Source organism: Tardiphaga sp. 215_C5_N2_1, assembly GCF_052076055.1.
In the GTDB taxonomy this organism is placed as follows: Bacteria; Pseudomonadota; Alphaproteobacteria; order Rhizobiales; family Xanthobacteraceae; genus Tardiphaga; species Tardiphaga robiniae.
Genome location: NZ_CP197240.1, coordinates 3665975 through 3685898, shown reverse-complemented (window position 1 = coordinate 3685898; position 19924 = coordinate 3665975). Strand labels below are relative to the sequence as shown.

Sequence of the window (19924 nt, the reverse complement as noted above, 5' to 3'; positions counted from 1 at the left end):
GGAGCGCGTGTCAATGACGACCTGGACCGAACTAGCCAAGCAACACGATCTCAAATATTTCCTCATCGCCTTCGTCGATCTGTTCGGCGGCATGCGCGCCAAGCTGGTGCCGGCGACCGCGATGGACGGCGTCGCCAAGTCCGGAGCGGGCTTTGCCGGTTTCGCGGCATGGTTCGACATGACTCCAGCCGACCCCGATGTCCTCGTGATGCCGGACATGGATACGCTGACGCTGCTGCCATGGAAGCCCGGCGTCGCCTGGGTCACCGGGGATCTTTATATGGGCGGCAAGCCCGTGGCGCAGAATCCGCGTCAGGTGCTGAAAGGCCTCATTGCTAAGGCGGCGGGGCAAGGCGTCGAACTCAAGACCGGCGTCGAATGCGAGTATTTTCTGATCTCACCAGATGGCACCGCGATTTCCGATCCGGCAGATCAGCAGAGCAAACCATGCTACGACCAGCAGGCGCTGATGCGGCGCTACGAGATCGTCGCCGAAATCTGTGATGCGATGATTGCGCTCGGCTGGAAGCCCTATCAGAACGATCATGAAGACGCCAACGGCCAGTTCGAGATGAACTGGGAGTTCGACACCGCGCTGAAGACCGCCGATCGCCACGCGTTCTTTAAGTTTATGGTCAAGTCGATTGCCGAAAAGCACGGCTACAAGGCGACCTTCATGCCGAAGCCGTTTGCCAATCTCACTGGCAACGGCTGCCACGTCCATGCGTCACTATGGTCGACCAAGGACGGCTCGAACGTGTTCGAGGACGAGAGCGGCGAGTTGGGTCTCTCGAAGACGGCCTATCACTTCATCGGCGGCCTCGTTCATTCGGCCGAAGCGGTTTGCGCTATCACCAATCCCACGGTGAATTCCTACAAGCGCATCAATGCGCCGCGCACGCTCTCGGGCGCGACATGGTCGCCGAACACGGTGACCTACGGCGGCAACAATCGCACGCATATGATCCGCATTCCCGATGCGGGCCGGTTCGAATTCCGTTTGCCCGATGGTGCGGTGAATCCCTATCTGCTGCCGGCGACCTTGCTCGCCGCTGGTCTCGACGGCATGGCCACCAGCCGCGATCCCGGCCCGCGCCTCGACATCAATATGTATACGGAAGGCGCGAAGGTACCGAAGGCAAAGCAGCTGCCGCTGAACCTGCTCGATGCATTGCGGGCGCTCGAAGCATCCGACGTGTTGAAGGCGCAGCTCGGCGAGGTCGTGGTCGGATCGTATCTCAAGCTCAAACACAGCGACTGGAATGAGCACTGCCGTCAGCTCACCGAATGGGAGCGGCAGACGACTTTGGATTGCTGATACCGCACGTTCGTCGAAATTGCGTGCTATGAGTTCTGCCTCAGGAGCGTCATTGGGTTGACGCAACGTTGTCGCAGGATCATTTCGCACCATGACGACCGGCGTCAGCGCGTTTTACGACGGCATTTCAATATTTTACGGTTTCGACCGGGTGATGGACCCGGCTTTGTACATGCCGCTGCCGGATGACTGGATCATCGGCGTCGCCGATATCGTGGAATCCACCAAGGCCATCGCCGAACAGCGCTACAAGGCCGTCAACATGGCCGGCGCTGCCGTCATCGCGGCCGTGACCAATGCGCTGGACGGCCGCGAATTCCCGTTCGTGTTCGGCGGCGATGGCGCGAGCTTCGCAGTCTCACCGGACGATCTCGATCGCGCCCGCGGGGCTTTGGCGGCGACGGCGACCTGGGTGAAGCACGATCTCGATCTCGTGATGCGGGTGGCCCTGGTCCCGATCAAGGACATCCGTGCGCAGGGGCCGGACGTGCGCGTGGCGCGCTTCGGTCCATCGAAGAATGTGTCCTATGCGATGTTTTCCGGTGGCGGATTGGGCTGGGCAGAGGCCGCGATGAAGCGCGGCGAATTCGCGGTGACGCCGGCACCTGTCGGGACCTATCCCGATCTCTCCGGGCTCTCATGTCGTTTCGAGGAAATTCCATCGGCGCATGGTTTGATCCTGTCGGTGCTGGTGACGGCCGCAGCGGGCGCCGAGCCATCCGCATTTCGCCGCGTCATCGAAGACATTATCGCGCTGGTCGAACGCAGTCCAAATGCGGGCCGTCCCGTACCCGCAGGCGGTCCCGCGATGACGTGGCCGCCCGCGGGTCTCGGCTACGAAATCCGAGCTGGCCGCGGCGCGAAATCGCTTTCGCGCTTTCGTATCTGGGTGACGACGCGAACGCTGTTCGTTTTTGTGTTGATGCGTTTTGGCATTAGCGTCGGCGGCTTCGTGCCGAAGACCTATGTGCAGCAGTTGGTCGAGAACTCGGATTTCCGCAAATATGACGACAGCCTGCGCATGATTCTGGATTGCACGCCCGATCTCGAACGCGCGCTGGAGCAGCGTCTTGTTGCGGCGGGCTCGGAAGGAACGGTGCGCTATGGCCTGCATCGGCAGGATGCGGCGATGATGACGTGTTTCACGCCGTCAGCCATCCGCAGCGATCACGTTCATTTCATCGACGGCGCGCGCGGCGGTTATGCCTCGGCGGCCACCGCGTTGAAGGCCATGTCAGTCTGAGAGAAGCGAACTGAGTTACCGGCCGACGCGGGTCCAGTTCTCGCCACCGCAGAATGCGCCGACACAGCCTTCGACCTTCAGCGTGTTAGGGCCGACCAGCGCCACGTTGCTGGTATAGATCTTCCCGTCATCGGCATTATAGATCCGGCCCGACCACGTGTTCGCTCCGGTAGGGCGCATATCGTAGAACAGGTGAACACCGATCATCGAACGTTTAGCCAGCGCGGGATCGGGATTCTTGTCGTCGATCGGCGGCTTGCCGGTCTGCGGATCGATCTTGTCGCGCAGCGAGACGACGGTGCCGCACAGGATGGTGCCGCATTTGCTGACCCGCACCTGTGCATCGCCGGCCTGGGTCTGCCAGACACCCGTTGCTTCGCCGCCCGATTGGGCTTGCGCAGCGGAGCCTGCGAACACTGCACCCAGCAATGCGATCATAACAGTGAATCTGGCGGCCATGCGTGTCTCCTCGGATCAGGCGGTCTGCATAACAAGAAATGGGATTTGTGCAATGCCGCGGCGATGCGTTTGAGATTACTCAGCGTCTCAAATGATCATGATCGATTCGATTTGACGCAGCTTGCTCAGGTCAACCGGTGGCGGTCACCACGGCAGCCCGCACAGGTCCATCTCGCCTTCATGCGGCGCTCGCTTCAGGTAGGACACCAGCGGGGTCATGACATCGAAGCGTACCCGCTCGCCGTGCTGTTCGGCATAGACCTCGCCGGTGAACGGCTTCCAGTTGCGGCGGGTGTAGAAATCCAGATTGTGCGGTTCACAGAATAGCAGCGCAAAATCGGTGGCGCGTTCGTCTTTCAGCGTATGGAGTGCGGCGGTGAGCGCCAGACTGGCCAGACCGCGACGACGATAGTCGGGGTGCGTCACAACGCCGCCGATGCCGCCAATCCGCGTCTTGCGATCCTTCCATATGCCTTCGCGCCGATGCAGGCCGACATGGCAGACCGGCTGTCCGTCGTCCTCCACGATGACCCGCAATTCGGGATAGGCGAAGACCACGTGTCCCCAGGGCAGTTTCTCGACCGCCTCGCGCGGCCAAACCAGGTCGAACAGCGGTTTGACGCTCGGCCATGAGGCATCGCCGGTCACAATCTCGATTTCGATGCTCATTTCGGTCGCCACCTCTGCGCTTTGTGCAGCCCTTATAGGTCGGTCCGAGGGTAGTAAACCTGTCGAATCCCGTGCTTATCTGAGAATAATATTCTAGGGATCAAGGAAACGTTGGAATGACTGAGGCGGAGCTCTCCAAATACCAGCGCTGGGCGATTTTGGCCGGCGCGGCGACGCTGCTCAGCCTGGCCATGGGCATGCGCCAGAGCTTCGGCCTGTTTCAACCCTCGATTCTGCGCGACACTGCCATCACCACGGCTGATTTCTCGCTGGCCACCGCTTTGCAGAATGTGATCTGGGGCATCTCGCAGCCATTCATCGGCGCCATCGCCGATCGCTTTGGCACCCGTCACGTCATGATCACCGGCGTTTTGATTTATGCCGCCGGTCTCGTTTTGATGATGGTCGCGACTACGCCACTGGTGTTCACGCTTGGCGCCGGTCTTTGCGTCGGCCTCGCGCTGTCCTGTACGGCGTCGAGCATGACCATGACGGTGGCCTCGCGCAGTGTGTCCGCTGCCAAGCGCAGCGTCACCATGGGCGCGGTGTCGGCTGCAGGTTCGCTCGGTCTCGTCATCGCGTCGCCGCTGGCGCAGACGCTGATCTCGACGGCGGGCTGGCAAGTGGCGCTGATCGGCTTTCTCGGCCTCGCTGCGGTGATGCTCCCCGCTGCGCTGTTTGCCGGTCAGTCCGACAAGATCGAACGCGCACCGGCGGATGAGCTGCAGCAATCTTTGGGAGAAGTGGTGCAGTCCGCGCTCGGCCATTCCGGCTATATCGTGCTGGCGCTGTCGTTCTTTGTCTGCGGCCTGCAGCTTGTATTCATCACCACGCATCTGCCGAATTATCTGGCGATCTGCGGCCTCGACGCGTCGCTTGGCGCCACCGCGCTGGCAATAGTCGGTCTGTTCAATGTGTTTGGCTCCTATGCCTTTGGCTGGCTTGGCGGCCGTTATCCGAAGCAGATTTTGCTCGGCGGAATTTACATCGCCCGCTCGCTGGCGCTCGCCGCCTACTTCTATTTTCCCGCAACTCCTACCACGACCATGATTTTCGCGGCCGTGCTGGGATCGCTGTGGCTCGGCGTGGTCCCACTAGTGAACGGCCTCGTGGCACAGTTGTTCGGCCTGCGCTTCATGGCCACGCTCACCGGTATCGCCTTCCTCAGCCATCAGGCGGGATCTTTCCTCGGCGCTTGGGGCGGTGGAATGATCTTCTCGCATCTCGGCAATTACGACCGTGCGTGGCAATTCGCCGTCGTGATCGGGATGATCGCCGGATGCTTCCAGATGCTGATGAATGTGAAGCCCCCGGTGCGACGCGATGCCGTCCCCGCCGCAATGCCGAGCGCGGCCTGATCGCGAAGCGATCGGGATAGCGAGCCGATCGGGATCGCAAAGATGGGAGTGTCGGAGCCGGGCGGAACCTTCTATAAGGGTTCCCGTTAAGCCAACTCTCCCATTATTGCGGATCTTGACCCATGACCTTCACGCTTCCCAATCTGCCTTACGCCTATGACGCGCTTGCGCCGCATATGTCGAAGGAAACGCTGGAATTCCATCACGATAAGCACCATCAGGCTTACGTGACCAACGGCAACAACCTGCTGAAGGGCACCGAATTCGAAGGCAAATCGCTTGAAGAAATCGTGAAGGGCTCGTTCGGCAAGAATGCCGCGCTCTTCAACAATGCCGGCCAGCACTACAACCATCTCCACTTCTGGAACTGGATGAAGCCGAACGGCGGTGGCGACAAGCTGCCCGGCCGTCTGGAGAAGAAGATCACCGAGGATCTCGGCGGTCTCGAGAAGTTCAAGACCGACTTCGCCGCTGCAGGCGTTGGCCAGTTCGGCTCCGGCTGGGCCTGGCTCTCGGTCAAGAACGGCAAGCTGGAAATCTCCAAGACCGCGAACGGCGAAAGCCCGCTGGTCCATGGCGCGACCCCGATCCTCGGCGTCGACGTCTGGGAGCACTCCTACTACATCGACTATCGCAATCGTCGTCCGGACTATCTCAAGGCGTTCGTCGATCACCTTGTGAACTGGGAATACGTCGACGAGCAGTTCGGCAAGGCGGTCTAATCGCTTTCGATTTGCGTTTAATGACGCGCGGGAAGGGCGGTGGCGCGAGCTGCCGCCCTTTTTCGTTGTCGTGACGTTTTCGTGTCTTGGTCGGCCTGCTGCGACTTGCCGCCGCAGACACGCTGCGGCAGAACGGAATGACGTGAGCCACCAAGCGCAGCGGGTGTTCGATGAATTATGTTTTGGTTTTTGTCGGCGGCGGGCTTGGCGCCACCTTGCGCCATGTCATCAATATGACCTGCGCTCGCTGCATGGGGACGGCGTTCCCGTGGGGCACCTTCATCATCAACATCACTGGCTCCGCGGTGATGGGCCTGATCGCCGGCTATCTCGCTTACAAGGGTGAGGCCTCGCAGCCATGGCGGTTGTTCCTGATGACCGGCATTCTCGGCGGCTACACGACGTTTTCGGCCTTTTCACTGGATACGGCAGTGCTCTATGAGCGCGGCGAATTGGGCCTCGCCCTGGCCTATGTGCTGGGGTCGGTGGTGCTGTCGATTGCCGGGCTTTTTGCCGGCCTGGCGCTGGTCCGCCACTTCGCCTGAGCCCTCCCGGGCTTGCGGTATGTTATAATATAACATAAATGAGGGTCAGGCGCCTTGGCGCCGGATATTCATTGGCCAGGCCCGATTTCATGGCGCATTCCCATTCCCACGGTCATACCCACAGCCATGGCCCGGCAAGCCCGCATCCGGCCCAGCCTGCGCCCTGGTCGATCCTGCGCATGACGTTGCCCGCACGGCTGGGGGCTGCGCTGGCGGTCTCCGCAGCGCTCTGGGCGGTGGTTCTGCTGGCGATGAGGCCGTCATGACAGCACAGCTCGCTTTCCAGAACGTCACACTGGGCTATGACCGGCATCCGGCGGTGCATCACCTCAATGGCGAGATCGCCGCTGGCAGTTTGCTCGCGGTGGTTGGGCCGAACGGCGCCGGCAAATCCACGCTGTTTCGCGGCATCGTCGGCATCCTGAAGCCGCTGACGGGCGCGATCTCACTTGGCGGCCTGAAGGCGCGCGACATCGCTTACCTGCCGCAGAGCGTCGATATCGACCGCACATTCCCTATTTCGGTGTTCGACTTCGTCGGCACAGGGCTTTGGCGCACGACCGGGATATTCGGCGGCCTTGGCAAGACCGCGCGTGCGCAAATTGGACAGGCGCTCGCCTCCGTCGGCCTCAATGGATTCGAGAACCGCAATATCGGCACGCTGTCGGGCGGCCAGATGCAGCGGATGCTGTTTGCGCGGGTGTTGTTGCAGGACGCACGCGTTATCGTGCTCGACGAGCCGTTCAATGCGATCGATACCAAGACGTCGGCGGACCTGATTGCGCTGGTGCGCCACTGGCATGCCGAAAAGCGCACGGTGCTGGCGGCGCTGCACGATATGGAGATGGTGCGCTCGCATTTCCCGGAGACGCTGTTGCTCGCCCGCGGCTCTGTGGCTTGGGGTCCAACCCAGCAGGTGCTGACGGCGGATAACCTGCTTGAAGCCCGGCGCATGTGCGAGGCCTTCGATGATGGCGCGGGCACCTGCGTCGTTGATGCCACGCAGTCGCGGGCGGCCTGATCGACATGCTCTACGATGCGCTGATCACGCCTTTCCTCGAATTTGAATTTATGCGCCGTGCATTGGCCGGCGTGGTTGCGCTCGCGCTCGGCGGCGCGCCGATCGGCGTGTTCTTGATGCTGCGGCGAATGAGCCTTGTCGGCGATGCGATGGCGCATGCGATCCTGCCAGGGGCTGCGATCGGCTTCCTGTTCTCGGGGCTAAATCTATTTGCGATGACGTTTGGCGGCCTGATTGCAGGCTTTTCCGTTGCGCTGCTCGCTGGTCTCGTGTCGCGCGTCACCGTGATCAAGGAAGACGCATCGCTCGCGGCGTTCTATCTCGTTTCGCTGGCGGTGGGTGTCACCATTGTCTCGATGCGCGGCACCAATATCGATCTGCTGCATGTGCTGTTTGGCAATATTCTCGCACTCGACGATCAGACGCTGCTGGTGATCGCGTTCAACGCGACGATCACGCTGGTGGTGATGGCGGTGATCTATCGCCCGCTGGTGATCGAATGCGTCGATCCGGTGTTTTTGCGCACAGTCTCGCGCGCCGGTGCACCCGCGCATCTGGCGTTCCTTGCGCTGGTCGTGGTCAATCTCGTCAACGGCTTTCATGCGCTCGGTACGCTGCTCGCGGTGGGGCTGATGATCCTGCCGGCGGGCATCGCGCGGTTCTGGTCGCGCGATATCACGGGGATGATGATGATCTCCGTCGCGAGCGCGATGGTCTCCGGTTACTTCGGTCTGGTGCTGTCGTTCCAGACCAAGGTGCCGTCCGGCCCCGCGATCATTCTGGTCGCCGCGGTGCTCTACGTATTTTCGGTTTTGTTCGGCAATGTCAGTGGCTTGGTGAGGCAGTTATTCCCCGGCCGGCATCTTGAGGCGTAGGTGTGTCAGTCATGCGGAAATCCAGCATATTCGTGCTTTCTGCTATCATGTCGCTCGTCGCTGCGATCGTCCCGGCGCGTGCGCAGGACAAGATCGATGTCGTCGCGAGTTTCTCCATCCTGGGTGACTTCGTGCGCAATGTCGGTGGCGAGCGAGTCGCTGTCACGACCCTGGTCGGCCCGAATGGCGATGCGCATGTCTACACACCGACGCCGCGTGACGCGAAAAAGATCGCCGACGCGAAGCTCGTTGTCGTCAACGGCCTCGGCTTCGAAGGCTGGCTGCCGCGGCTGGTCAAATCATCCGGCGGCAAGGCTGTCATCGTCACCGCAACCCAGGGCATCGCACCGCGCAAGCTCGACTCGCACGAGGATCCACACGCCTGGCAATCGGTGGCCAATGCCAGGATCTACGTCGCAAACATTCGCGATGCGCTGGCCAAGGCCGATCCTGCCGGGGCCGACATCTACAAGGCGAACGCCGAGGCCTATCTCGCGAAGCTGACTGCCCTCGACAGTGACGTGAAGGCGGCTGTGGCTTCCATCCCCGCGGCGCACCGCAAGGTGATCTCGACCCATGACGCCTTCGGCTATTTCGCTGCGGCCTATGGCATCGAATTTATTGCGCCGCAGGGCGTTTCGACGGATTCCGAGCCCAGCGCCAAGGATATCGCGGTCATCATCACTCAGCTCAAGATCTCGAAAATTCCGGCGGTTTTTCTGGAAAACATCGCCGATCCCCGGCTGATGCGCCGGATTGCTGCCGAGACCGGGGCAAAAATTGGCGGAACGCTGTATTCGGACAGTCTGACGGCCGAAAACGGCGATGCACCCACTTACATTGATATGGTCAGGCACAATATAAAGGCGCTGACGAGCGCGCTGACCAGTTAGCGCAGGGGCACCCCTGCTGCCGGCGCTGCACAAGACCCCGCCGGAGTGATCATGTCTGAAGCGACTGCCAACAAAATTCCCGTGACCGTGCTGACCGGCTATCTCGGCGCCGGCAAGACCACGCTGCTGAACCGCATCCTGTCGGAAAATCACGGCAAGAAATACGCCGTGATCGTCAACGAATTCGGCGAGATCGGCATCGACAACGATCTCATCATCGGCGCCGATGAAGAAGTGTTCGAGATGAACAACGGCTGCGTCTGCTGCACCGTGCGTGGCGACCTCGTGCGCATTCTCGATGGTCTCATGAAGCGCAAGGGCAAGTTCGACGCGATCATCGTCGAGACCACGGGCCTCGCGGATCCGGCCCCGGTGGCGCAGACCTTCTTCGTCGACGAGGACGTGCAGGCCCATGCACGGCTCGATGCCGTCGTGACCGTGGCCGATGCCAAATGGCTGAGCGACCGCCTCAAGGATGCGCCGGAAGCCAAGAACCAGATCGCCTTTGCCGACGTCATCGTGCTGAACAAGATCGATCTCGTGTCGAAGGCTGAGCTCGCCGAAGTCGAGGCGCGCATTCGCGCCATCAACCCCTACGCCAAGCTGCACAAGACCGAACGCGCGCAGGTCAAGCTGTCCGATGTGCTGGAGCGTGGCGCCTTCGATCTCGATCGCATTCTGGAGATCGAACCGGAATTCCTCAATGCGGACGACGGTCACGATCATCATGACCACGATCACGGCCATCATCACCATCATGATCATGGCCACGGTGGTTTGAAGCACTATCACGACGAGGACATGCACTCGATGTCGCTGCGCACCGACAAGGCGCTCGATGCGTCGACCTTCATGCCCTGGCTGCAGGACCTGATGGCCAAGGAGGGCGGCAAGATTTTGCGCTCCAAGGGCATCCTGTCGTTCTCCGGCGATGACGAGCGCTATGTCTTCCAGGGCGTGCACATGATGCTCGAAGGCGATCATCAGCGGCCGTGGAAGGACGGCGAGAAGCGCGAAAGCCGTCTTGTCTTTATCGGTCGCGATCTGCCCGAGCAGCTGATCCGCGACGGCTTCGAACGCTGCATCCCCGCCTGATGATGTCCGATTTCAATCCGCTGCAGGAGCAGGAATCCATCGTTTCGGTCACCGACCGCGTGTTGCCGGTGGCCATCGGTGCGTCGGTCACATCAGTGCATTTTCTCGGCGACAAGGCAGCCTTTGTCGGCGCCGAAGAGAAAGTCACGCTGGTCGATCCGGCAGGCGCGATGTCGCCGGTCGAGGTCGCGTTCGGTGGCATCCTGTGCTCGACCTCCGACGGCAAGCGCATCGTGATGGGCTGCGACGACGGCAAGGTCGTCGTGCTCGACCGCGACGGCACAGTCTCGACCTTTGCGACCGACGCCAAGCGGCGCTGGATCGACAGCGTCGCGCTGCATCCCGACGGCGCTGTGGCGTGGTCGGCGGGCAAGACGGCCTTCGTGCAGGCGCCGAAGGGCGAAGTGAAATTCTTCGAGGTGCCATCGACCGTTGGCGGCCTTGCATTCGCGCCCAAAGGGCTGCGGCTCGCGATAGCCCACTACAACGGCGTGACGCTGTGGTTTCCCAACATGGCCGGCAATGCCGAAGTGCTGGAATGGGCCGGTTCGCATCTCGGCGTGACCTTCAGCCCGGACAACAAGTTTCTGGTCACCGCGATGCATGAGCCGGCGCTGCATGGCTGGCGTCTCGTGGACGGCAAGCACATGCGCATGACCGGCTATCCCGCACGCGTGCGCTCGATTTCCTGGAGCGCCGGCGGCAAGGGTCTCGCGACCTCGGGCGCCGATACGGTCATCATCTGGCCGTTTGCCAGCAAGGACGGCCCGATGGGCAAGGAGCCGGCGATGCTGGCGCCGCTCAAGGCCAAGGTCACCATGGTGGCCTGTCATCCCAAGCAGGACATCCTGGCCGCCGGTTACAGTGACGGCACTATCCTGATGGTCCGCATGACCGACGGCGCGGAAATTCTGGTGCGGGCCAACAAAGGGCAGCCCGTCAGCGCGCTGGCCTGGAATGCCAAGGGTACGCTGCTGGCTTTTGCCGATCAGGACGGCGACGCCGGGCTGCTGGAGCTGTAGTTCTTTCACCTCCCCTGTGGGGAGAGGGAGTTCACGACGGTCGGTGCGAGGCGGCATTGTCATCCGCCCGTCACTTCCTGTACGCATGCAGACATCATGCGATTTTTGGCAACATTCCAGACCTACGACTTCCTCGACACGCTGCTCAGCCTGGCCACGGCCTTTGTGCTGGGCACGCTGATCGGTGCTGAGCGACAATATCGCCAGCGCACCGCGGGCCTGCGCACCAATGTGCTGGTGGCGCTCGGGGCGGCCGCTTTCGTCGATCTGGCAATGCAGCTGCACGGTGCCGATGGCGCGGTGCGCGTGATCGCCTATGTCGTCTCCGGCATCGGCTTTCTCGGCGCGGGCGTCATCATGAAGGAAGGCACCAATGTGCGCGGCCTCAATACGGCGGCGACGCTATGGAGTTCGGCCGCGGTGGGCTCCTGCGCCGGCGCGGACATGATCGCACAGGCTATCGCGCTTACGTTTTTCGTGCTGGCCGGCAATACGTTGCTGCGGCCGCTGGTCAATGCGATCAACCGGGCGCCGCTGGACGCGAAGTCGTCGGAAGTGACCTATTACGTGCGGCTCACGGTCTCGCCCGAGGTGGTGCCGGAGATGCGCGAGCGCCTGCAGGAGGCGCTGGAAGCCGCAAAATATCCGGTCGGCGATGTCGATGTGATCGAGCAGAGCGACACCCAGCAGGAGATCGTCGCCACGCTGGTCTCGACGGCCGTCGATCCCAAGGAGCTGGATGCCGTGGCCGCCCGGCTCGAGGCGTATGCCGGCGTGCGCAACGCCACATGGGACGTCAGCACCAAGGATTAGTCGTCCAGAAGAAGTCCAGGGCGCCATAGGCGATCTGCGACTTTCCGGCTCGGGAACTTTGGCGGGCGGCTCCCGTTGTCACCGCACATTAACTGCGGTGGATGCCATGATCCCGACGACCCAGACGCGCGTGTTCCGGACCTATTTCACGATCGCGATCTTGGCGACCGCAGCAGGATTGGGCGCATCGACGTCGGCAATGGCGCGGCTCACGCTAACGCCGCCATCCGCTCGATTTGCCCAGGCGACGCCGCCACTGCAGTCAACGCCGGGTGCCGAAAACAAGCCGTCGGCCCCCGCAGAACCCGCGACCACTGGCCAGCGCCCGCAGGAAACGCCGCCGCAGCCGGCGCGTCCGGATGCAGAAGCACGCGATGCCGGCGCCAAGCCGGCGCTGCCACCGGCGCCGGCTGAGAAGACCGCGCCGCCGATCACGGCGAAGTAGTCATACGCTGAGCAAGCGATCATTCAGACGGTGTTGGAATCCAGCAGCGCCAGCGTGATCCAGTGCGCTTCTAAAGCCGGTTTGGTCACGCCTTCCACTTCGATAACCGCATCCCAGGCCGATTGCAGCGAAACCACGCGTTCGGTCAGCTTGACCAGGCGAAACTTGCCGCGCACCCGCGTGCCGGATTTGACCGGACTGTTGAACCGCACGCGCTCGAAGCCATGGTTGACGCCCATCCGCGTTCGCTCGACGCCCGGCATCGCATCGAAAGCCAGCGTCGACAGCAATGACAGCGTTAGAAATCCATGGGCGATCGTACCGCCAAACGGCGTCTCAGCCTTGGCGCGCTCGGGATCGGTGTGGATGAATTGATGATCGCGGGTGGCGTCTGCAAACGTATCGATCATCGTCTGATCGACCATCAGCCATTCCGACACGAGTTCGGGTCCGTTGAGCAGCTTGCGATATTGTTCCAGCGGAATCAGCTTGGCGCGGATCGCTTCCATTTCGGCTGCACGTCTCTCGTCTGACACTCCGGCTTCCCAATATTTGCGCCCGTCATGGACGGCGTTTCAAACGGCCCTTTTTAAGCTCATATGTCATCGTGGTCTCGTGGTTTCACGTGTCCACGGCGGCTGGCTGGGCAGGTGCCTGCAATCTTGTCTCGCCAGCTTCACCAGTCGCCTCCATACTCCCTGCGCACGAGATCACAGGGGGGCTTCATGAAAATCGACGACGTTCGCAACAACGCCTATTCGATGCCGCTGACCAATCCGTCATTCCCGCGCGGGCCCTACAAATTCTACGACCGCGAATATTTCATCATCAGCTATCGCACCGACATGGACGCGCTGCAGGCTGTGGTGCCGGAGCCGCTGGAGATCGTCGACAACATCGTCAAATACGAATTCATCCGCATGCCCGATTCCACCGGCTTCGGCGATTACACCGAAACCGGGCAGGCGATTCCGGTGCGCCTCAATGGCGTCGAGGGCGTCTACATCCATTCGATGTATCTCGATGACGATGCGCCGATCGCCGGTGGACGCGAGCTGTGGGGCTTCCCGAAGAAGCGCGCGACGCCGAAGATCGTGGTCGAAAGCGACGTGCTGGTCGGCACGCTGCATTACGGCTCGGTGCTCTGTGCGTCCGGCACCATGGGCTACAAGCACCGGCCGGTGGATCATGACACGGTGATGCACGCGCTGCAGGTGCCGAACTTTATTCTGAAGATCATCCCGCATGTCGACGGCACGCCGCGCATCTGCGAGCTGGTGCACTATCACCTGGAAGAGATCAATCTGAAGGAAGCCTGGACCGGACCTGCGGCACTCGGGCTGTTCCCGCATGCGCTCGCGGATGTGGCGCGGTTGCCGGTGAAGGAAGTCGTGTCGGCGCTGCACTTCAAGTGCGACCTGACGCTGGGATTGGGCGAAGTGGCGTTTGATTATCTGGCGAAGTGAGCTGTCCAGGGCCTCCTCACACGCCGACGTCATACGCGGGCTTGACCCGCGTATCCACCTTTCTGCACCGTCCAACGAAGATGGATGGCCGGGTCAGGCCCGGCCATGACGTGGGGAGAAGGCAGAGCCTCACCATAAAATGCGAAGGTACAAAAAAGGCGGCAGTGTCCGACACTGCCGCCTTCGTCGTTACTCATTCAGGCTGAGCACTCAGTTCAACGCACCAGCACGTTCTTGAACTGCCACGGATCGCTCGTATCGATATCTTCCGGGAACAGGCCCGGGCGGCCTTCGAGCGGCGTCCAGTCGGTGTAGTAGCCCTTCACCGGGCCGAGATAGGGTGTCTGGATCTCCAGCAGACGCTCGAAGTCGATCTCGTCGGCCTCGACGATGCCCTCGGTCGGGTGCTCCAGCGCCCACACCATGCCGCCGAGCACGGCCGAGGTCACCTGCAGGCCGGTGGCGTTCTGATAGGGCGCGAGTTCACGCGTCTCCTCGATGGAGAGCTGTGAGCCGAACCAGTAGGCATTGTTGTCGTGGCCGTAGAGCAGCACGCCGAGTTCGTCGATGCCATCGACGATTTCGTTCTCGTCGAGGATGTGGTGCTTCGTCTGCATCTTGCCGGAGCCGAACATCTCGTGCAGCGACAGTACGGCATCGTCTGCCGGGTGATAGGCATAGTGGCAGGTCGGCCGGAACACCGCGGTGCCCGAAGCGTCACGCACCGTGAAATAATCGGAGATCGAGATCGACTCGTTGTGGGTGACGAGGAAGCCGTATTGCGCGCCGCGCGTCGGGCACCAGGTGCGCACGCGCGTATTGGCGCCGGGCTGCATCAGGTAGATCGCAGCGCCGCAGCCGGCCTCATGGGTGTGTGCATTCTCCGGCATCCACTTTTCATGGGTGCCCCAGCCGAGTTCGGACGGCTGCACGCCTTCCGAGAGGAAGCCTTCGACCGACCAGGTGTTGACGAAGACCTCCGGCGGCTTCGGCGACTTGGAGCGCTGGGTGTCGCGCTCAGCGATGTGGACGCCCTTGATGCCGGCCTGCCGCATCAAATCCGCCCATTCGGCCTTGGTCTTCGGTTGCGGGGCATTGAGCTTCAGGTCGGAGGCGACATTCAGCAGCGCCTGCTTGACGAAGAAGGAGACCATGCCGGGATTGGCGCCGCAGCAGGAGACCGCCGTGGTCGAGCCGGGCTTGCGTGCCTTCTTGGCGGCCAGCGTCGTTTCGCGCAAAGCGTAGTTGGAGCGCGCTTCGGCGCCCTTCGAGGCGTCGAAATAGAAGCCGAGCCAAGGCTCGTTGACCGTGTCGATGTAGAGCGCGCCGAGCTCGTTGCAGAGCTCCATGATATCGACCGAGCCGGTATCGACCGACAGGTTGACGCAAAAACCCTGGCCGCCGCCTTCGGTGAGCAGTGGCGTCAGTAGGTCGCGATAATTCTCCCTGGTCAGCCCCTGCTGGATGAAGCGCAGGCCATGCTTGTCGCACAGCGCCTTGCGGCCTTCATCCTTGGGGTCGAGCACGGTGATGCGCGACTTGTCGTAGTCGAGATGCCGCTCGATCATCGGCACCATGCCCTTGCCGATCGAGCCGAAGCCGACGATCACGATGGGGCCAGTGATCTTCGCGTAGATCGGCGAGGCGGGGGATGAGGACATCAGCTTCTAACTCCAGACAGGATCAAGATGAACGCGCTGCGTCGTGCGCGGTTGGGAAAGGACAGTGACGATGTGACATCAGAATGAAATTTCGGGAATGAAATCTCGATGCCAGTATTAAATGCAGCTCAGCGGCGTATGCCGACCGAGAGAACGGTCAGCGAACGTTGTTCCCCCGAGGGCGTCTCGAATGTAATGGACTGCCCCGCAGAAAGGCCGATAAGCGCGGCTCCGATCGGGGTCAATACCGAAATTCGCCCGGCGTCCACGTCGGCGGAGGTCGGATAGACCAGTGTGACGTGCTTTTCCTGCCCGCTGATATCGTCGCGGAACGTCACATCGGACTCCATGCCGACGATTCCGGGCAATGGATGAGTGTCAGGCACGATTGTCGCGCGCTCAACTTCGCCGGCCAGAAAGTCGGCGGTCACGGGGTATTTCTCTGCAGCGGCCTCGGCCAGTACGCCGAGACGCTCACGGTCGCTGCGGCGGAGTGTGATGGGCGGCGGCTCAGTGCGAAGGGAATGGATCATGGGTTTCACAGCCAAATGACGCCCGGCGCGCAAAGCGCCCGAGCATGCCAAGAATGATGAGGATGCTGAAATCGAACAAGCCCGGACGGCACGCGCGCGTGCGCCCGGGTCACATTCCTGCTTGAAGGTGACCGGCGCGGAGCAGTAAGCGGTTGCGGGGCAGGTTCGTCATGATGGCCGAAACCTATGTATCCTGCAGTGAAAGTCAACCGGCGATGGCGCCGTTGCTAGCAGCGACGTCCAACGGGCGTGTCTGACGCGCGGTTGACGATCAGCTGCGCCGCTTGGCGGTGACTTCGATTTCGACTTTCATCTCGGGCTTGTAGAGCCCGGAGACCACGAGGAGCGTGGCAGCGGGCCTGATCTCGCCGAGATGCGCGCCGGTCACCGCGAACACCTTGTCGGCGTCGCTGGCGTCGGTGATGTAGTAGATCGCACGCACGATATCGGCCATGGCAAAGCCGGCCTCTTTCAGCGCGGCTTCAATGGTCTTGAAGCAGTTCTGTGTCTGTGCCGTGACGTCGGCCGGCAAGATCATGGTGGTGTAATCGTAGCCGGTGGTTCCGGACACGAAGCAGAAATCGCCATCGACCACGGCGCGGCTGTAGCCAGCGGTCTTTTCGAATGGCGATCCGGTGGAAATCAGTTTGCGCGTCATTACCGGGCTCTCCTGCGGAGGTGAGCTCCGCAATGCCGTGTCTTGGTGGTCAAATCAAGCCGCGTGGGCCAGATCGGCAGGCTCAGCAGCCTTGCGGACCCATTTACCGCTTCCGAAGATGATGCCGCGGGCGCCATCCAGCGCTCCGGGCTTCAGTTCAAGGCCGAGCAGGCGATCGCGCTCGAACGGCCCGGGCAGCGCCAGATCGGTCATTTTCCGGGGCATGAAGCCGAAGCGGGCGTAATAAGGTGCATCGCCGAGCAGCACGATGGCGCCATGGCCGCGCGCCGAGGCCTCGGCGATCGCGTGATTCATCAACGCGGCGCCAAGGCCAAGGTCGCGGGCACCCGGATCGACCGCCAGGGGGCCGAGCATCAACGCAGCTCGGCCCCCGGCATCGACATGCCAAAGCCTGATCGTGCCGACCAGCCTGCCTTGCACCACCGCCGAGAAGGCCAGGCCTTCGGCGGGCAGTCGTCCGTCACGCAGTCGCTGGCAGGTGCGGGCATGGCGCGAAGCGCCGAAGCACACATCCAGCAGAGATTCACGGGCGGCGACGTCGGAGCCACGTTCCGCACGGATCTCGTACGAAGGGGCTGCGATGGGCAAAGCAACAGTGTTGTTGGTGGCGGTCTCGTGCAGATCGGTCATGGCATGTCGGTCCCCACTCCGTTTTTCACACGGAGTGTTGTCATCCAGAATTGGAAGGTGACGGGATGAGAGCCGGCGGGCCGGCTCTCCGATTAGTCATATCCGGGGTGGATGCCGGATATAGTGAGCGAACTTAAATTTGCAACGCTCAGATATGGAAGGTGCGCAGCGGCGGGAAGCCGTTGAACGCCACTGCCGAGTAGGTCGACGTATAGGCGCCGGTGCCTTCGATCAGCAGCTTGTCGCCGATCTCGAGCGTCACAGGCAGCGGATACGGCAGCTTCTCATACATCACGTCGGCCGAATCGCAGGTCGGGCCGGCGAGCACGCAGGGCGTCATCTCGGCGCCGTCATGCGGCGTCTTGATGGCGTAACGGATCGACTCGTCCATGGTCTCGGCGAGACCGCCGAACTTGCCTATGTCCAGGTAAACCCAGCGCACGTCGTCCTCGTCGCTCTTCTTCGAGATCAGAACGACTTCGGCTTCGATGATGCCGGCATTGCCGACCATGCCGCGACCCGGCTCGATGATGGTCTCCGGAATCGCGTTGCCGAAGTGCTTGCGCAGCGCACGGAAGATCGAACGGCCGTACTGCACGACCGCCGGGACTTCCTTGAGGTACTTGGTCGGGAAGCCGCCGCCCATATTGACCATGGAGAGGTTGATCCCGCGCTCGGCGCAGTCACGGAACACCGACGAGGCCATCGCCAGCGCACGGTCCCATGCCTTCACCTTGCGCTGCTGCGAGCCGACATGGAACGAAATGCCATAGGGCTCCAGGCCAAGACGCTTGGCGAGGTCCAGCACGTCGACAGCCATTTCCGGATCGCAGCCGAACTTGCGCGACAGCGGCCACTCGGCGCCGGCGCAATCGTAGAGGATGCGGCAGAACACGCGGGCGCCGGGAGCAGCGCGCGCGATCTTCTCGACCTCGGCGGCGCAGTCGACCGAGAACAGGCCGATGCCGAGCGCGTGGGCGCGCGCGATATCGCGTTCCTTCTTGATGGTGTTGCCGAAGGAGATGCGGTCCGGCGTGGCGCCAGCGTCGAGCGCCATCTGGATTTCCTGCACCGACGCGCAGTCGAAGCACGATCCCATCGAGGCCAGCAGCGACAGCACTTCCGGCGCCGGATTTGCCTTCACCGCGTAGAACACGCGGCTATCAGGCAAAGCCTTCGCAAAGCTCTGGAAGTTGTCGCGCACGACTTCGAGGTCGACGACGAGGCACGGCTCGACATCGGTGCCCTCGTTGCGGCGGGCGCGGAGGAATTCCTGAATACGTTCGGTCATAGCACTCTCCCAAACGGCCCCGCGAAAGGGTCACGTTCAAAAAATGATGACGGTTCAGCGCTTTCGGACCCAGGCACGCGATGGAGGCGTGACAAAGCCAAAAGTACAGACCGTAAGTGCTGCCGTGGATTGGTTGGGGGTGACCCTACCGCACACCTGGCAATGAAGGACAAGCCTCTTCGGTATTCGCGCTGGCTGTTGGAAAGCCAGCAGAGACCAAAAAAGCCCGCTCCGTCGTTGCTTTAAGTCGCGTCCCCCGTTGAGAACGAGGTGCGCCGGTTCGCCTCCGGCTGCCAGTCACGGTTGCAAAGAACAAAGTCACCTTCAACGGCATCTCTGGAGAGAGATGCTGGCCTTTCGCAAAACTCCGCGAACGACCCTCGGCTTCTTCATCCCTTGGCGGCTGTCCGGCCTCTTGTCCGGATACCTACCGACTGACACACGACCACAGGCACGTGCGAAATTGGGCAAGACCGGAAATAGGTTCTTTGACCCTGGTACGCAACAATTTTTTTGGGCTGTGGGGCATTTTATTCAACGCCATCGCGCAGCGTTGCAAACGAGACGCACTCAGCGCGCTCAACATGAACGGATGTTAAGTTCGGTTAAGGAATTGGCGTAGTCTGGGGCTGGCGTGGAGTGCTGAACTACACCAGCGTCATGGTCCTGTAGTCGTCCTCTCGTGCGGCTGTCATCTCGCTCTCGGTGTCGTCCTCCGCGAGAGGGAGGATCCCGTAAACGCTACAGCTAGCGACGAATCACGAGCAGCCCGGGTGACTGGCGCTCGACTCAAGCACGCAATTGCGCGCCTGGCTGGGCGATGACAGTCGAGTGTGAAGAAGCCGGAGAGTGGAGCTGCGCGGGCGCGCAGTTCTCAGCCGCGGCGGGTGAACGGCTCGATCCGTGCGGCGGTGCGCAGGAAGGCGACCATGATGGCGACGCCGCACAGGAACAGGCAAACCTGCAGGATGTGCTCGCCGGTGGTGGAGAGGCCGAACAGGATCGACAGCGCCCAGCCGCCCGCGAAGGCGGCGCCGAACACTTCCGCGCCGATCAGGATCGCCGCCGAGATGACGGTGATGACGCTGGGCCAGTAGATGCGGCGGGGGGCGGTGGAGGTGGTCATAATCTCAAGGTCCTGTTTCGGGCCGCAATCTCTCCGAAAAAGCCTGCTGCGGCAAGCACT

General features: G+C 61.9%; 23 protein-coding genes. 14 read left to right on the top strand and 9 right to left on the bottom strand.

From position 1 onward, the window contains the following. Window positions 1-13 precede the first annotated feature (13 nt). Entirely contained in the window at window positions 14-1318 is a 1305-nt protein-coding gene (glnT, locus tag AB7828_RS17540; RefSeq protein ID WP_441230745.1) for a type III glutamate--ammonia ligase, read from the top strand. A gap of 91 nt (window positions 1319-1409) precedes the next feature. Next, a complete protein-coding gene (locus AB7828_RS17535) occupies window positions 1410-2561 on the top strand; it encodes a DUF3095 domain-containing protein (RefSeq protein ID WP_441230744.1) in 1152 nt (383 codons plus the stop codon). Between the two features lie 15 nt (window positions 2562-2576). Here AB7828_RS17535 and AB7828_RS17530 read toward each other — a convergent pair whose 3' ends face one another. Both AB7828_RS17530 and AB7828_RS17525 read right to left on the bottom strand, forming a co-directional pair. Continuing rightward, window positions 2577-3020 (bottom strand): DUF2147 domain-containing protein, encoded by a 444-nt coding sequence (locus tag AB7828_RS17530; protein ID WP_309942903.1) that lies wholly within the window; start codon window positions 3018-3020, stop codon window positions 2577-2579. A gap of 144 nt (window positions 3021-3164) precedes the next feature. Next, window positions 3165-3689: a GNAT family N-acetyltransferase gene (locus AB7828_RS17525; RefSeq protein ID WP_441230743.1), complete on the bottom strand. Its 525-nt coding sequence runs from the start codon at window positions 3687-3689 to the stop codon at window positions 3165-3167. A 116-nt stretch (window positions 3690-3805) separates the two neighbouring features. On the opposite strand from AB7828_RS17525, the gene AB7828_RS17520 reads away from it, so the two are divergent. The 11 genes from AB7828_RS17520 to AB7828_RS17470 all read left to right on the top strand — a co-directional run bounded on the left by AB7828_RS17520 (window position 3806) and on the right by AB7828_RS17470 (window position 12478). Continuing rightward, complete coding sequence (locus AB7828_RS17520; RefSeq protein WP_441230742.1) at window positions 3806-5047, top strand: MFS transporter; 1242 nt, start codon at window positions 3806-3808, stop codon at window positions 5045-5047. Window positions 5048-5169: 122 nt separating this feature from the next. Then, a complete protein-coding gene (locus AB7828_RS17515) occupies window positions 5170-5769 on the top strand; it encodes a superoxide dismutase (protein ID WP_093757222.1) in 600 nt (199 codons plus the stop codon). Window positions 5770-5939: 170 nt separating this feature from the next. Further along, window positions 5940-6314 carry a fluoride efflux transporter CrcB gene (gene crcB / locus AB7828_RS17510; RefSeq protein WP_231079114.1) on the top strand — a complete coding sequence of 125 codons (375 nt, stop codon included), beginning with the start codon at window positions 5940-5942 and terminating at the stop codon, window positions 6312-6314. Between the two features lie 38 nt (window positions 6315-6352). Next, a complete protein-coding gene (locus tag AB7828_RS17505; protein ID WP_441230741.1) occupies window positions 6353-6580 on the top strand; it encodes a hypothetical protein in 228 nt (75 codons plus the stop codon). Further along, window positions 6577-7335: a metal ABC transporter ATP-binding protein gene (locus tag AB7828_RS17500; RefSeq protein WP_441230740.1), complete on the top strand. Its 759-nt coding sequence runs from the start codon at window positions 6577-6579 to the stop codon at window positions 7333-7335. The genes AB7828_RS17505 and AB7828_RS17500 overlap by 4 nt, the downstream gene beginning before the upstream one ends. A 5-nt stretch (window positions 7336-7340) precedes the next feature. Next, complete coding sequence (locus AB7828_RS17495) at window positions 7341-8210, top strand: metal ABC transporter permease (protein ID WP_441230739.1); 870 nt, start codon at window positions 7341-7343, stop codon at window positions 8208-8210. Between the two features lie 47 nt (window positions 8211-8257). Continuing rightward, window positions 8258-9103 carry a metal ABC transporter substrate-binding protein gene (locus AB7828_RS17490; RefSeq protein ID WP_441232260.1) on the top strand — a complete coding sequence of 282 codons (846 nt, stop codon included), beginning with the start codon at window positions 8258-8260 and terminating at the stop codon, window positions 9101-9103. 51 nt (window positions 9104-9154) lie between these two features. Beyond that, complete coding sequence (locus AB7828_RS17485) at window positions 9155-10198, top strand: CobW family GTP-binding protein (RefSeq protein ID WP_115032941.1); 1044 nt, start codon at window positions 9155-9157, stop codon at window positions 10196-10198. Then, complete coding sequence (locus AB7828_RS17480; RefSeq protein ID WP_420878672.1) at window positions 10198-11220, top strand: WD40 repeat domain-containing protein; 1023 nt, start codon at window positions 10198-10200, stop codon at window positions 11218-11220. The genes AB7828_RS17485 and AB7828_RS17480 overlap by 1 nt, the downstream gene beginning before the upstream one ends. A 96-nt stretch (window positions 11221-11316) precedes the next feature. Next, on the top strand, window positions 11317-12033 hold the full coding sequence (locus AB7828_RS17475; RefSeq protein ID WP_089265780.1) for an MgtC/SapB family protein: 717 nt from the start codon (window positions 11317-11319) through the stop codon (window positions 12031-12033). 106 nt (window positions 12034-12139) lie between these two features. Further along, window positions 12140-12478 (top strand): hypothetical protein, encoded by a 339-nt coding sequence (locus AB7828_RS17470; protein WP_439074596.1) that lies wholly within the window; start codon window positions 12140-12142, stop codon window positions 12476-12478. 23 nt (window positions 12479-12501) lie between these two features. Here the strand turns inward: AB7828_RS17470 and AB7828_RS17465 are convergent, their stop codons facing one another. Beyond that, window positions 12502-12987: a MaoC family dehydratase gene (locus tag AB7828_RS17465; RefSeq protein WP_441232259.1), complete on the bottom strand. Its 486-nt coding sequence runs from the start codon at window positions 12985-12987 to the stop codon at window positions 12502-12504. 216 nt (window positions 12988-13203) lie between these two features. On the opposite strand from AB7828_RS17465, the gene AB7828_RS17460 reads away from it, so the two are divergent. Further along, window positions 13204-13944, top strand: a complete 741-nt coding sequence (locus AB7828_RS17460; protein WP_441230738.1) for an acetoacetate decarboxylase — start codon at window positions 13204-13206, stop codon at window positions 13942-13944. A 215-nt stretch (window positions 13945-14159) separates the two neighbouring features. Here AB7828_RS17460 and AB7828_RS17455 read toward each other — a convergent pair whose 3' ends face one another. From AB7828_RS17455 to AB7828_RS17430, 6 genes are all read right to left on the bottom strand, one after another. Further along, complete coding sequence (locus AB7828_RS17455; protein WP_441230737.1) at window positions 14160-15605, bottom strand: homospermidine synthase; 1446 nt, start codon at window positions 15603-15605, stop codon at window positions 14160-14162. 128 nt (window positions 15606-15733) lie between these two features. Beyond that, a complete protein-coding gene (gene rnk, locus AB7828_RS17450; RefSeq protein ID WP_441230736.1) occupies window positions 15734-16138 on the bottom strand; it encodes a nucleoside diphosphate kinase regulator in 405 nt (134 codons plus the stop codon). Window positions 16139-16409: 271 nt separating this feature from the next. After that, on the bottom strand, window positions 16410-16796 hold the full coding sequence (locus AB7828_RS17445) for a RidA family protein (RefSeq protein ID WP_089265784.1): 387 nt from the start codon (window positions 16794-16796) through the stop codon (window positions 16410-16412). Between the two features lie 54 nt (window positions 16797-16850). After that, complete coding sequence (locus tag AB7828_RS17440) at window positions 16851-17447, bottom strand: GNAT family N-acetyltransferase (RefSeq protein WP_439065086.1); 597 nt, start codon at window positions 17445-17447, stop codon at window positions 16851-16853. Window positions 17448-17595: 148 nt separating this feature from the next. Beyond that, the gene (locus AB7828_RS17435; protein ID WP_068728986.1) at window positions 17596-18738 is read right to left on the bottom strand and encodes a type III PLP-dependent enzyme; all 1143 of its coding nucleotides are present in this window, start codon (window positions 18736-18738) and stop codon (window positions 17596-17598) included. A gap of 874 nt (window positions 18739-19612) precedes the next feature. Then, window positions 19613-19864: a hypothetical protein gene (locus tag AB7828_RS17430; protein ID WP_068728984.1), complete on the bottom strand. Its 252-nt coding sequence runs from the start codon at window positions 19862-19864 to the stop codon at window positions 19613-19615. Between the last annotated feature and the right edge of the window lie 60 nt (window positions 19865-19924).

Bases quoted from the DNA above. Each gene is read 5' to 3' on its own strand.
- AB7828_RS17465 (WP_441232259.1), bottom strand. From the start codon at position 12,987: ATGGAAGCGATCCGCGCCAAGCTGATTCCGCTGGAACAATATCGCAAG.
- AB7828_RS17495 (WP_441230739.1), top strand. From the start codon at position 7,341: ATGCTCTACGATGCGCTGATCACGCCTTTCCTCGAATTTGAATTTATG.
- AB7828_RS17520 (WP_441230742.1), top strand. From the start codon at position 3,806: ATGACTGAGGCGGAGCTCTCCAAATACCAGCGCTGGGCGATTTTGGCC.
- crcB (WP_231079114.1), top strand. From the start codon at position 5,940: ATGAATTATGTTTTGGTTTTTGTCGGCGGCGGGCTTGGCGCCACCTTG.
- AB7828_RS17430 (WP_068728984.1), bottom strand. From the start codon at position 19,864: ATGACCACCTCCACCGCCCCCCGCCGCATCTACTGGCCCAGCGTCATC.
- AB7828_RS17460 (WP_441230738.1), top strand. From the start codon at position 13,204: ATGAAAATCGACGACGTTCGCAACAACGCCTATTCGATGCCGCTGACC.
- AB7828_RS17455 (WP_441230737.1), bottom strand. From the start codon at position 15,605: ATGTCCTCATCCCCCGCCTCGCCGATCTACGCGAAGATCACTGGCCCC.
- AB7828_RS17445 (WP_089265784.1), bottom strand. From the start codon at position 16,796: ATGACGCGCAAACTGATTTCCACCGGATCGCCATTCGAAAAGACCGCT.
- AB7828_RS17535 (WP_441230744.1), top strand. From the start codon at position 1,410: ATGACGACCGGCGTCAGCGCGTTTTACGACGGCATTTCAATATTTTAC.
- AB7828_RS17475 (WP_089265780.1), top strand. From the start codon at position 11,317: ATGCGATTTTTGGCAACATTCCAGACCTACGACTTCCTCGACACGCTG.
- AB7828_RS17485 (WP_115032941.1), top strand. From the start codon at position 9,155: ATGTCTGAAGCGACTGCCAACAAAATTCCCGTGACCGTGCTGACCGGC.
- AB7828_RS17505 (WP_441230741.1), top strand. From the start codon at position 6,353: ATGAGGGTCAGGCGCCTTGGCGCCGGATATTCATTGGCCAGGCCCGAT.
- AB7828_RS17490 (WP_441232260.1), top strand. From the start codon at position 8,258: ATGTCGCTCGTCGCTGCGATCGTCCCGGCGCGTGCGCAGGACAAGATC.
- AB7828_RS17470 (WP_439074596.1), top strand. From the start codon at position 12,140: ATGATCCCGACGACCCAGACGCGCGTGTTCCGGACCTATTTCACGATC.
- AB7828_RS17500 (WP_441230740.1), top strand. From the start codon at position 6,577: ATGACAGCACAGCTCGCTTTCCAGAACGTCACACTGGGCTATGACCGG.
- glnT (WP_441230745.1), top strand. From the start codon at position 14: ATGACGACCTGGACCGAACTAGCCAAGCAACACGATCTCAAATATTTC.
- rnk (WP_441230736.1), bottom strand. From the start codon at position 16,138: ATGATCCATTCCCTTCGCACTGAGCCGCCGCCCATCACACTCCGCCGC.
- AB7828_RS17515 (WP_093757222.1), top strand. From the start codon at position 5,170: ATGACCTTCACGCTTCCCAATCTGCCTTACGCCTATGACGCGCTTGCG.
- AB7828_RS17525 (WP_441230743.1), bottom strand. From the start codon at position 3,689: ATGAGCATCGAAATCGAGATTGTGACCGGCGATGCCTCATGGCCGAGC.
- AB7828_RS17440 (WP_439065086.1), bottom strand. From the start codon at position 17,447: ATGACCGATCTGCACGAGACCGCCACCAACAACACTGTTGCTTTGCCC.
- AB7828_RS17480 (WP_420878672.1), top strand. From the start codon at position 10,198: ATGATGTCCGATTTCAATCCGCTGCAGGAGCAGGAATCCATCGTTTCG.
- AB7828_RS17530 (WP_309942903.1), bottom strand. From the start codon at position 3,020: ATGGCCGCCAGATTCACTGTTATGATCGCATTGCTGGGTGCAGTGTTC.
- AB7828_RS17435 (WP_068728986.1), bottom strand. From the start codon at position 18,738: ATGACCGAACGTATTCAGGAATTCCTCCGCGCCCGCCGCAACGAGGGC.